This is a genomic window from Haemophilus influenzae (assembly GCF_003494325.1).
Lineage (GTDB): Bacteria > Pseudomonadota > Gammaproteobacteria > Enterobacterales > Pasteurellaceae > Haemophilus > Haemophilus influenzae_I.
In genome coordinates, this window is record NZ_QQIK01000001.1 from 303614 (window position 1) to 314974 (window position 11361).

Here is an 11361-nt window from a genome sequence, read left to right on the forward strand (position 1 = left end):
ACAATTCTTAGTGGTTAAGCTGAACTTTTCAAGGGAGTTACGTTTATTAACTCCCATTCAATTCAAAAATGTTTTCGAACAGCCATTCAGAGCTAGTACTCCCGAAATTACAATCCTTGCTAGAAAAAATAATCTTGAACATCCGCGTTTAGGTTTGACCGTTGCTAAAAAACATTTAAAACGCGCCCACGAGCGTAATCGAATTAAACGCTTAGTACGAGAAAGTTTTCGTTTATCACAGCATCGCTTGCCTGCTTATGATTTTGTTTTTGTAGCTAAAAATGGTATTGGAAAACTCGACAATAGCGCATTTGCACAAATACTCGAAAAATTATGGCAGAGACACATTCGCTTGGCACAAAAATCTTAATTAAGATCATCCGTCTTTATCAAATTATGATTAGTCCGTTTATTGGGGCTCGTTGTCGGTTTGTGCCTACTTGTTCTTGCTATGGTATTGAAGCATTAAAAACACACGGATTATTAAAAGGTGGTTGGCTTACGCTGAAACGTGTATTAAAATGCCATCCTTTAAACGCAGGTGGATTCGATCCTGTTCCACCAAAAACCAATAATAATGATGAGAAAAAATAATGGACTCAAGACGTAGCCTATTAGTGCTTGCACTGATTTTTATTTCTTTCCTTGTTTATCAGCAATGGCAGTTGGATAAAAATCCACCTGTGCAAACTGAACAAACAACTTCAATAACTGCCACTTCTGACGTTCCGGCAAGTTCCCCTTCTAATTCACAAGCCATAGCAGATTCTCAAACTCGTGGTCGTATTATTACTCTTGAAAACGATGTGTTCCGTTTGAAAATTGATACATTGGGTGGCGATGTAATTAGCTCTGAATTATTAAAATATGATGCAGAATTGAATTCAAAAACACCGTTTGAATTATTAAAAGATACTAAAGAGCATATTTATATTGCGCAAAGTGGTTTAATTGGTAAAAACGGTATTGATACCCGTTCTGGTCGTGCGCAATATCAAATTGAAGGCGATAATTTTAAATTAGCCGAGGGGCAAGAATCTCTTTCTGTACCGCTTCTTTTTGAAAAAGATGGCGTAACTTATCAAAAAATCTTCGTATTAAAACGTGGTAGCTATGATTTAGGCGTAGATTACAAGATTGATAACCAAAGTGGTCAAGCTATTGAAGTTGAGCCTTATGGTCAATTGAAGCATTCTATTGTTGAAAGCTCTGGTAATGTTGCAATGCCTACTTATACTGGCGGTGCATATTCTTCTTCAGAAACTAACTATAAAAAATATAGTTTTAGTGATATGCAAGATAATAATCTTTCTATTGATACTAAAGCTGGTTGGGTTGCGGTGTTACAACATTATTTCGTTTCTGCGTGGATTCCAAATCAAGATGTAAATAATCAACTTTATACAATTACAGATAGTAAAAATAATGTTGCATCAATTGGTTATCGTGGTCCTGTTGTCACTATTCCTGCTGGTAGCCAAGAGACGATTACAAGTTCATTGTGGACTGGCCCTAAACTTCAAAATCAAATGGCAACTGTCGCAAATAATTTAGATTTAACTGTTGATTATGGTTGGGCTTGGTTTATTGCTAAACCGTTATTCTGGTTATTAACCTTTATTCAAGGGATTGTGTCTAACTGGGGTTTAGCGATTATCTGTGTAACAATTGTAGTGAAAGCAATTTTGTATCCTCTTACGAAAGCACAATATACTTCAATGGCTAAAATGCGTATTTTGCAACCGAAAATGCAAGAAATGCGTGAACGTTTTGGAGATGATCGCCAACGTATGAGCCAAGAAATGATGAAACTTTATAAAGAGGAAAAAGTAAATCCACTTGGTGGTTGTTTGCCAATTCTTCTTCAAATGCCAATTTTCATCGCATTATACTGGACGTTCTTAGAAGCCGTTGAATTACGCCACGCGCCATTCTTTGGTTGGATTCAAGACTTATCGGCACAAGATCCTTATTACATTCTCCCTATTTTAATGGGTATCTCAATGTTCTTGTTGCAAAAAATGTCGCCAACACCAGTAACTGACCCAACACAACAAAAAGTAATGAATTTTATGCCATTAGTTTTTATGTTCTTTTTCTTGTGGTTCCCATCAGGCTTGGTATTATACTGGTTAGTATCTAACTTGATCACTATCGCTCAACAGCAATTAATTTATCGTGGATTAGAGAAAAAAGGGTTGCATTCTCGTAAGAAATAGTCACGAACAGGCAAAAAGAAAGGCACGGAATGTGCCTTTCTTTATTATTTGATCTTAATATATTCTGCATTTTGTAGAGATAGAGTTTTTTAGTAGAAACAGGGATAAGCGTTATCCCTCTAAATTAAAAGTGCGGCTAGATTTTAAAGAGTTTTTTATGAAAGAAACAATCGTTGCTCAAGCTACTGCACCAGGTCGTGGTGGAATTGGGATTTTAAGGGTCTCTGGACCTTTAGCAACAAAAGTTGCTCAAGCTATATTAGGTAAATGCCCGAAGCCAAGAATGGCAGATTATCTTCCTTTTAAAGATGCTGATGGCACTATTTTAGATCAAGGGATTGCGCTTTATTTCAAATCACCAAATTCATTTACTGGTGAAGATGTGTTGGAATTGCAAGGTCACGGTGGGCAGGTTGTATTAGATTTATTACTCAAACGTATTTTACAAATTGATGGAATCCGTTTGGCGAGACCAGGCGAGTTTTCTGAACAAGCTTTTTTGAATGATAAATTGGATCTTGCTCAAGCGGAAGCGATTGCGGATTTAATTGATGCAACATCAGAACAAGCGGTACGCTCTGCATTAAAATCCTTACAAGGAGAGTTTTCTAAAAAAGTAAATGCATTAGTTGATTCTGTGATTTACTTACGTACTTATGTAGAAGCAAGCATTGATTTTCCTGATGAAGAAATTGATTTCTTGGCGGATGGAAAAATTGAAGCAAACTTACGTGGTATTATAAATCAGTTGGAAGATGTTCGCTCTGAAGCTAAACAAGGTTCTATTTTACGTGAGGGAATGAAAGTCGTGATTGCTGGTCGTCCGAATGCAGGCAAATCGAGCTTGCTTAATGCCCTTGCTGGTCGCGAAGCGGCTATCGTCACGGATATTGCAGGTACAACCCGTGATGTATTGCGTGAGCATATTCATATTGACGGTATGCCATTGCATATTATTGATACCGCAGGTCTTCGAGATGCAATCGATGAAGTAGAGCGTATTGGGATTTCTCGTGCTTGGACAGAGATTGAACAAGCCGATCGTATTATTTTGATGTTAGATAGTAGCGATCCTGAAAGTGCAGATTTAAGCAAAGTGCGGTCAGAATTTTTAGCAAAATTACCCTCAACCTTGCCAGTTACTATTGTTCGAAACAAAATTGATTTAAATGGCGAACAAGCAAGTGAAAGCGAACAGGGCGGTTATCAAATAATTAGTCTTTCCGCTCAAACGCATGATGGTGTACAACTTTTACGTGAACATTTGAAACAAGCAATGGGTTTCCAAACAGGCATGGAAGGAGGCTTTTTAGCTCGCCGCCGTCATTTAGATGCGTTGGATAAAGCCGCAGAGCATTTACAAATCGGTTTGGTTCAACTTACAGAATTTCACGCAGGAGAACTTTTAGCGGAAGAATTACGCTTAGTTCAAAGCTATTTAAGTGAAATTACGGGTCAATTCACATCCGATGATTTACTTGGTAATATTTTTAGTTCTTTTTGCATTGGAAAATAGGAAGCGTAAAGTGCGGTCATTTTTTGGCAAAATTTAAATCAAAAGCGGCAATATTTGGTGGTGTTTTGTTGATAGGAATTGCTATTAGCTGGCTTTGTGAGGATGGAGTTTTCACTTTTTAAGATGCTAATTTTTTACGTTTAGATTATAATCGGGAAAATTTTATATTTATAACAAGGGTTATAGAATGTTAATTGAAAAAATGCACAATTTAACAAACTCAAAGATTTCTAAATTTATCTTAGGTTTGATTGCTGTATCGTTTTTAGTTGGTGGAATGTCTGGCTATCTTTTTAGCTCAAATGATACTTATGCGGCAAAAGTGAACGGCGAAGTAATTTCTCAACAAGATTTTTTAAATCGCTATAATCAAGAATTTGAAATACGCGCACAACGTGAGGGAGAGGCGTTTGTGGCTCAGTCTGATTCTCCTGAATTTGTTACCGCACTTCGTCAAAACATCGTTAATCTAATGATTGATCAAGAATTACTTCGCCAATATGTTAAAGAATTAAAATTAGGCGTGAGTGATGAAATGATTAAACGTGCAATCGTGACCGATCCTAATTTTCAAGTAAAGGGTAAATTTGATAATGCTGTTTATCAACGAATATTACAACAAAATCATTTAACTTCAGATGGTTACGCTTCAATTTTGCGTGCTTCGTTACCTCTTGAACAAATACAAAATGGCGTTGCTAACAGTGAATTTATTGTTCCTGCTCAAGTAAAAAATAGCGCAGAAGTTTTCTTTCAAAAGCGTTTAGCTCGTTTAGCAACTTTATCTCTTGCAGATGAAATGGCAAAACAATCAGTCTCTGATGATGAAATCAAAACGTATTATGAAGCTAATCAAAAATCTTTTGTTCAGCCAGAGCAGGTTAAAGTTCAGTATATTGATCTTTCTGCAGATAACATCAGTAGAAATCTTCAAGTTACAGATGTAGAAATTGCGCAATATTATCAAGATAATAAAGCACAATTTATGACTCAACATTTAGCTCATATTCAATTTGCAAATGAACAAGATGCGAAAGTGGCTTACGAGGAATTACAGAAAGGGGCAAATTTCGCTGATGTCGCTAAAGCGAAATCTTTGGATAAAATTTCTGGTGAGAATGGCGGGGATTTAGGCTGGGTAAATGAGAATGAATTACCAAAAGCCTTTGAAGATGCCGCGGCTGCATTGCAGGTAGGGCAATATAGCCAACCAATCAATGTGGATGGCAATTACCATATTGTGTTAGTGCAAGAACGTAAAGCGCAAAGTTTGGAGAATGTGAAAGCTCAAATTGCAGATTTAGTTCGTAAATCTTTGATGGAGAGTCGTTATTTTTCTTTAGAAAAACAAGCGAGTGATAAGGCTTTTGAAGACAGTAAGTCACTTAATACTGCAGCACAAGCAGCAGGTGTTAAGGTTCAAGAGAGCGATTATTTTTCTCGTCAAAATGTGCCAGCTGGATTAAATTTCCCTAATGTTATTTACACAATATTTGAATCAGATACTACGAATGTTGGTATGAATTCTGAACCAATTAATGTAGGCGATTATCACACAATTATTGTACGTGTGTTGGATCGCAAAGCAGAGGGCGTAAAAAGTTTAGAAGAGGCTAAAATAGATATTGAAACTTTCTTAAAACGTCAGAAAGCTGAGAATGCGCTTAATGAAAAAGCACAACAAGCAGTGAAAAAATTAAGTGAAAACCCTGAATCAAAAGTAGATGGCATTAATTTCTCAAGTGAGCAGACTTTTACTTTAAGTGAAAATAAAGATCCTATTTTAACAAATGGTATATTTTCAATTGCTAAACCTGAATCAAGTAAAGCTCTTTATCAAGTGGTGCATAATTCAAATGGCGATGTCGTTGTTGTCGCTTTGAATAAGGTTGAACAAAGCAGTTTAAGTGAAAAAGAATTGTCGCAATTTGCTATGCAATTATTGCGTAGTCATCAATCTGAATTACAAGTTCAGTTAATACAAGGATTACGTGAGAGAGCGAAAATTGAGGTAAATGATTCTTTCATCAATCAAGATGATGAAGCACAACAATAGTAGGTTAAATTATAATTTGAGATAAATTTTGCTCAAAAGTGCGGTAAATTTCACCGCACTTTTTTACTTTTGTGCGAAAGGAAGTTAATGATGTTCGGGAAAAAAATAATTCATTCTAAAACAATATGGTTTTATTTTTTATTGTTTCTCTTTTCCATATTTACCAATATGGGATTAGGCAATGTATTAAGTGAGAATATTCCTGTTTCAGATTACGCCATTTTATTTGTTATCACGGCGATTTCTTTTTATTTTACCCCTTGGATTGGGCGAATATTAATCACTGTATTATTCCTCAGTGCGTTATTTTATTGCTCTGCTGGTTTTTTCTATGGTATTCCATCTTTGGGGATTATCGCTTCTGTTTATGAAACGAATATTAATGAAACCTTGGAATACTACACAACTATTCCTTTTTGGATATTTTTATTTCAAGCTAGTTATTTCATCCTGTTTGTTATTTTAATGAAATTAAGTTTTTATTTTAAACAACAAGCATTTAAATGGCTAAATACGGCTGTTATCAGTCTATTATTAGTTTTTTCTTACAATCAATTTTCTGATTGGAACTATGCGTATAAATTCCGTTTTTATCCCGTTCTTTTTTATTCTGAATTTAATCGAATGAATGATCTGTATTTAGAACAACGTGATTTTCTAAATCAATCCGCTAATGCGCCTTCTCAATGGGATATTCAATCTTTTATGCCAAAATATAAAAATTATATTTTGATTATTGGCGAGAGTATGCGAAAAGATTATATGTCACTATATGGTTTTCCATTGAAAACTACACCATTTTTAGAGCGTGTGAAAGGCACTGTTTTTGAAAATTATTATTCTGCAGCGCCGAATACGCAACCGTCTTTACAACTCACCCTATATCGAGCAGAAAAAGGGGAAACGGTTTATACGGATAATATTATTTCTTTAGCCAAAAAAGCGGGTGTGAAAACCTATTGGATTTCTAATCAAGGCAAAATTGGGGAATTTGATACGATAGCATCTCGTATTGGTCAAAGTGCAGATGAAACGATTTTTATGAAGCCGTTAGGTTATAACTCTAAAAAAGTTTATGACGATGAAATGTTGCCTGTATTAGATAAAGCCTTAAAAGAAAATATTAGCAATTCAAAATTAATTGTGATTCATTTAATAGGCTCACATCCTGCTTTTTGTGAGCGTCTTCCATACGAGGTTAAAAATTATTTTATTAATCAATCGATGTCTTGTTATTTAGAATCGATTAAATATACGGATCAGTTTTTAGAAAAATTAAATTCACAATTGGTGGCACAAAATGAACCCTATTCGGTGATTTACTTTTCTGATCATGGGCTTGCTCATTATGAGGATTCTAACGGCCTATCATTGCATCCAAATAATCTTTATAAACAAGATTATGAAATTCCTTTCATAATGTTTTCGAGTGATAGTCAAAAGGTAGAAAAAATAAAAACGCCACAATCGGCATTTAATTTTGTTTATGGTTTTGCTGATTGGATGGGAATTAAGGAAAAACATTTACAAGGCGTGGATTTTTTCCATCCTGAAAAACAGGAAATTAAGGTATTTGATTGGAATAACGTTGTAAATGTTAAAGAGTTGGCTGATGATCCAGCAAAATTACCAGAAACCGTTCAGTAAATGAGATCGTGCTTTATCATTTATCGGCTTGTGCTAGAATGAGCGGAATTTTTTTAAAAGGGAAATAGTATGTCCAAAAAATCAGGGCTTTCGTTTTTATGGTTAAGTGCGGTCGCTTTCGTGGTTGATTTGCTTACTAAATACATTGTGGTACAAAAATTTGATTTGTATGAAAGTGTTAATGTGCTGCCTGTTTTCAATCTTACCTATGTTCGCAATTATGGTGCGGCATTTAGTTTCTTAGCGGATCATAGTGGCTGGCAACAATATTTCTTTATTTTGTTAGCGTTGGCTATCTCTGGCATGTTGGTTTATTTTTTAGCAAAAAATAATGCCGAACAAAAAATCCAAAATTCTGCTTATGCACTGATTATTGGTGGGGCGTTAGCGAATATGGTGGATCGTGCTTATAACGGTTTTGTCGTGGATTTCTTTGATTTCTACTGGGATATTTACCATTATCCAGTGTTTAATATCGCCGATATCGCCATTTGTATTGGTGCAGGGTTATTAGTATTAGATGCGTTTAAGAGCGAAAAGAAAAAAGTACAAGATAAACAAGTAGAAAAGTGCGGTCAAAAATGAAGATAATTTTAGCCAATCCACGAGGATTTTGTGCCGGTGTAGATCGTGCCATTAGTATTGTTGAATTAGCCTTAGAAATTCATGGCGCACCGATTTATGTTCGTCACGAAGTGGTACATAACCGATTTGTTGTGAACGGATTGCGTGAGCGTGGTGCGATCTTTGTGGAAGAATTAAGCGAGGTGCCTGATGGTGCGATCGTGATTTTTTCTGCACACGGAGTGTCTCAAGCGGTTCGGCAAGAAGCAAAAGACCGTAATCTCAAAGTATTTGATGCAACCTGTCCTTTGGTGACTAAAGTGCATATGCAGGTTGCGCGTGCAAGTCGAAAGGGTACAAAAGCGATTTTGATTGGGCATAAAGGGCATCCTGAAGTTGAAGGCACAATGGGGCAGTATAGCAATGAAGATGGCGGTATTTTCCTAATTGAAAAAGTAGAAGATATTGCACGTTTGCCAATGCAAGAAAATGATAATTTAACCTTTATGACGCAAACGACGTTGTCGCTAGATGATACGGCTGAAACTATTGCTGCATTAAAGGAAAAATATCCCGCTATTCAAGGACCACATAAAAACGATATTTGTTATGCGACAACTAATCGTCAAGAAGCGGTGCGAGAATTAGCAAAATTATCAGATTTAGTGTTGGTTGTAGGTTCTAAAAATTCATCCAATTCAAATCGTTTAGCTGAATTGGCTTCTCGAATGGGGGTTAAATCACAGCTTCTTGATGATCCTGCCGATATTCAAGCTGATTGGTTTAATGATGTAAAAACCATTGGGATTACAGCTGGTGCTTCTGCGCCAGAGGAATTAGTTCAATCGATTATTTCTCGTTTAAAAAGGTTTGGTGCGAATTCCATAGAAGAACTGCAAGGTTTAGAAGAAAATATGTTCTTTGAGGTGCCAAAAGAGCTGAGAATAAAAGAAGTTAATTAATACTAAGGGCTTGTCGTAAATGATAAGCCCTTTGTTTTTTCATTCAAATTAAGAATTTTTGCGATCGAGATCGCAAAAGTGCGGTCAGTTTCTTGAGGGTTTTTGCAAGGCAGGAAAAAATAGGTGTGTTGATTGCTGATCAACGATTCATATTATAAGGAAACCTCTATGAAATTAATGAAAACATTATTCACTTCGGTTGTATTGTATGGTTCGCTGGTTGTTTCTTCGTCTTTTGCTGAGGAAAAAGCGACAGAACAAACCGCTCAATCTGTTGTGACAACTCAAGCTGAAGCTCAAGTAGCACCAGCCGTAGTGAGCGATAAATTGAATATCAACACAGCAACTGCCAGTGAAATTCAAAAATCCCTAACTGGCATTGGTGCGAAAAAAGCGGAAGCTATTGTGCAATATCGTGAAAAACACGGTAATTTTACTAATGCAGAACAGCTTTTAGAAGTACAAGGAATTGGCAAAGCAACACTAGAGAAAAATCGTGATCGTATAATCTTTTAATTTTCTAACCTCCAATGAATGCCCTGTTTCACAGGGCTTTTTTATTTTATACTAAAAATAATTCAACATTCATTTCATCGATTCTAGCTTGAGCATTTTCGGGTAATCCTTTATCACAGATAATCGTATCTAGTGAACTAAGTGGATATAGTAGAAATGTTGCTACTTTGCCATATTTGGATGAATCAGTAACAAGGATATTTTTTTGACTAAATTGGATAATAGCTTTTTTGACAGGAATTTTTTGCTCATCAGGCGTGGTTAGCCCTTTTAAATTCCAAGATGAAGTCGAGATGAACGCAATGTCAACTGAAATTTGATGTAGAAATTGGGCTGCAAATTCTCCCACAGAGGAACGATTTGATTTATTAATGAGCCCACCAGTATGCATAATATTACATTGGCTATTGACCATTAAATAATGGGCAATAACAAAATCATTAGTAATTACAAGTAGATCGTTTCGATTAGCGATTTGTTTTGCGATTTCAAGTGTTGTCGTGCCAGCATCTAGATATATAGTGGAATGTTCTTGTATTAACTCAACTGCTTTTTTACTAATAGCCGCCTTTTCAGTCGTTGCTAGTAATGATTTATCGTCATGTGTTGGTTCACTGGATAAACGTTCAAGTAATTGAACCCCCCCCGAAACAGAGATGACTTTTCCATCCTCTTCGAGCTTTTGTATATCACGACGTACGGTCATATGCGATACGCCTAAGATATTGACTAAGTTATTTATACTAATAACGCTTTGTTTACTAATTAAGTTTAATAATGTCTTTTGCCGTTCAGCAGGAATCATCTTTTTCTCCATACCTGATTTCAAATCAGATTATGAGCTCATAACGTTTTATCACTAAAATTAACAAAAAATAACATTTTTTATCATTCTGTGATCTAGATCTCAGATTTAATTTATTGTATCGGCTAATATACAGAGAAATTTAGTTAAGATCTATTGGGAGATTAAAAATGGAAAATCAAAATTATTCAGTCGCAGTAATTGGTCTTGGTTCTATGGGTATGGGCGCAGCGGTATCTTGCATTAATGCAGGATTAACGACCTATGGTATTGATTTAAACCCAGTTGCACTTGAAAAACTAAAAGCGGCAGGTGCAAAAGCTGTAGCGGCAAATGGCTATGACTTCGCTCACGAACTTGATGCTGTAGTGATTTTAGTGGTTAATGCAGCCCAAGCTAACGCAGTATTATTTGGCGAAAATGGTATTGCTAAAAAATTAAAAGCAGGTACAGCAGTGATGGTTTCTTCTACCATGGCGGCTCAAGATGCTCAAATAATTTCACAAAAATTAACAGAATTAGGTTTGATTATGTTAGATGCACCTGTTTCTGGTGGTGCAGCTAAAGCATTAAAAGGTGAAATGACTGTTATGGCATCGGGTTCAAAACAAGCATTTGAGTTGTTACAACCTGTTTTAGATGCCACTGCGGCAAAAGTTTATAACATTGGTGAAGAAATTGGTTTAGGTGCAACGGTGAAAATCGTCCATCAATTATTAGCTGGCGTACATATTGCAGCTGGTGCGGAAGCTATGGCTCTTGCCTCAAAAGCAGGTATTCCACTTGATGTTATGTATGATGTTGTGACCAATGCAGCTGGTAACTCTTGGATGTTTGAAAACCGGATGAAACACGTAGTAGAAGGTGACTATACGCCGCTTTCTATGGTTGATATTTTTGTGAAAGATTTAGGCTTAGTTAATGACACTGCAAAATCACTTCATTTCCCACTTCATTTGGCAAGCACAGCCTATTCTATGTTCACTGAGGCAAGCAATGCGGGTTATGGTAAAGAAGATGATAGTGCAGTGATTAAAATTTTTAGTGGCGTTAACTTACCGAAAAAAGGAGCGTAG

At 36.0% G+C, this 11361-nt stretch carries 11 protein-coding genes; 10 read left to right on the forward strand and 1 reads right to left on the reverse strand.

Annotation, left to right across the window (positions count from 1 at the left end; translation table 11 throughout):
• The first annotated feature begins 10 nt into the window (after window positions 1-10).
• From rnpA to DV356_RS01600, 9 genes are all read left to right on the forward strand, one after another.
• Window positions 11-370 (forward strand): ribonuclease P protein component, encoded by a 360-nt coding sequence (gene rnpA, locus DV356_RS01560; RefSeq protein WP_005651622.1) that lies wholly within the window; start codon window positions 11-13, stop codon window positions 368-370.
• A complete protein-coding gene (gene yidD / locus DV356_RS01565; protein WP_005647910.1) occupies window positions 334-594 on the forward strand; it encodes a membrane protein insertion efficiency factor YidD in 261 nt (86 codons plus the stop codon). The genes rnpA and yidD overlap by 37 nt, the downstream gene beginning before the upstream one ends.
• Window positions 594-2219 carry a membrane protein insertase YidC gene (gene yidC / locus DV356_RS01570; RefSeq protein WP_118806427.1) on the forward strand — a complete coding sequence of 542 codons (1626 nt, stop codon included), beginning with the start codon at window positions 594-596 and terminating at the stop codon, window positions 2217-2219. The genes yidD and yidC overlap by 1 nt, the downstream gene beginning before the upstream one ends.
• Before the next feature lie 157 nt (window positions 2220-2376).
• The gene (gene mnmE, locus DV356_RS01575) at window positions 2377-3735 is read left to right on the forward strand and encodes a tRNA uridine-5-carboxymethylaminomethyl(34) synthesis GTPase MnmE (protein ID WP_065245170.1); all 1359 of its coding nucleotides are present in this window, start codon (window positions 2377-2379) and stop codon (window positions 3733-3735) included.
• Between the two features lie 187 nt (window positions 3736-3922).
• Complete coding sequence (locus DV356_RS01580) at window positions 3923-5791, forward strand: SurA N-terminal domain-containing protein (protein WP_118806428.1); 1869 nt, start codon at window positions 3923-3925, stop codon at window positions 5789-5791.
• A gap of 87 nt (window positions 5792-5878) precedes the next feature.
• Window positions 5879-7438 (forward strand): phosphoethanolamine transferase, encoded by a 1560-nt coding sequence (locus DV356_RS01585; RefSeq protein WP_118806429.1) that lies wholly within the window; start codon window positions 5879-5881, stop codon window positions 7436-7438.
• A 69-nt stretch (window positions 7439-7507) separates the two neighbouring features.
• The gene (gene lspA, locus DV356_RS01590; protein WP_005664259.1) at window positions 7508-8023 is read left to right on the forward strand and encodes a signal peptidase II; all 516 of its coding nucleotides are present in this window, start codon (window positions 7508-7510) and stop codon (window positions 8021-8023) included.
• A complete protein-coding gene (ispH, locus tag DV356_RS01595; protein WP_005647895.1) occupies window positions 8020-8964 on the forward strand; it encodes a 4-hydroxy-3-methylbut-2-enyl diphosphate reductase in 945 nt (314 codons plus the stop codon). The genes lspA and ispH overlap by 4 nt, the downstream gene beginning before the upstream one ends.
• Before the next feature lie 168 nt (window positions 8965-9132).
• Window positions 9133-9480 carry a helix-hairpin-helix domain-containing protein gene (locus DV356_RS01600; RefSeq protein WP_015701999.1) on the forward strand — a complete coding sequence of 116 codons (348 nt, stop codon included), beginning with the start codon at window positions 9133-9135 and terminating at the stop codon, window positions 9478-9480.
• Window positions 9481-9526: 46 nt separating this feature from the next.
• Here the strand turns inward: DV356_RS01600 and DV356_RS01605 are convergent, their stop codons facing one another.
• Window positions 9527-10285, reverse strand: coding sequence for a DeoR/GlpR family DNA-binding transcription regulator (locus DV356_RS01605; RefSeq protein ID WP_192882145.1), 759 nt, complete (start codon window positions 10283-10285; stop codon window positions 9527-9529).
• 170 nt (window positions 10286-10455) lie between these two features.
• On the opposite strand from DV356_RS01605, the gene ltnD reads away from it, so the two are divergent.
• The gene (ltnD, locus tag DV356_RS01610; protein ID WP_015702001.1) at window positions 10456-11361 is read left to right on the forward strand and encodes an L-threonate dehydrogenase; all 906 of its coding nucleotides are present in this window, start codon (window positions 10456-10458) and stop codon (window positions 11359-11361) included.

Coding starts and splice junctions, on each gene's coding strand:
- yidD (WP_005647910.1), top strand. CDS start 334: ATGGCAGAGACACATTCGCTTGGCACAAAAATCTTAATTAAGATCATC.
- yidC (WP_118806427.1), top strand. CDS start 594: ATGGACTCAAGACGTAGCCTATTAGTGCTTGCACTGATTTTTATTTCT.
- mnmE (WP_065245170.1), top strand. CDS start 2,377: ATGAAAGAAACAATCGTTGCTCAAGCTACTGCACCAGGTCGTGGTGGA.
- DV356_RS01580 (WP_118806428.1), top strand. CDS start 3,923: ATGTTAATTGAAAAAATGCACAATTTAACAAACTCAAAGATTTCTAAA.
- DV356_RS01585 (WP_118806429.1), top strand. CDS start 5,879: ATGATGTTCGGGAAAAAAATAATTCATTCTAAAACAATATGGTTTTAT.
- lspA (WP_005664259.1), top strand. CDS start 7,508: ATGTCCAAAAAATCAGGGCTTTCGTTTTTATGGTTAAGTGCGGTCGCT.
- ispH (WP_005647895.1), top strand. CDS start 8,020: ATGAAGATAATTTTAGCCAATCCACGAGGATTTTGTGCCGGTGTAGAT.
- DV356_RS01600 (WP_015701999.1), top strand. CDS start 9,133: ATGAAATTAATGAAAACATTATTCACTTCGGTTGTATTGTATGGTTCG.
- DV356_RS01605 (WP_192882145.1), bottom strand. CDS start 10,285: ATGATTCCTGCTGAACGGCAAAAGACATTATTAAACTTAATTAGTAAA.
- ltnD (WP_015702001.1), top strand. CDS start 10,456: ATGGAAAATCAAAATTATTCAGTCGCAGTAATTGGTCTTGGTTCTATG.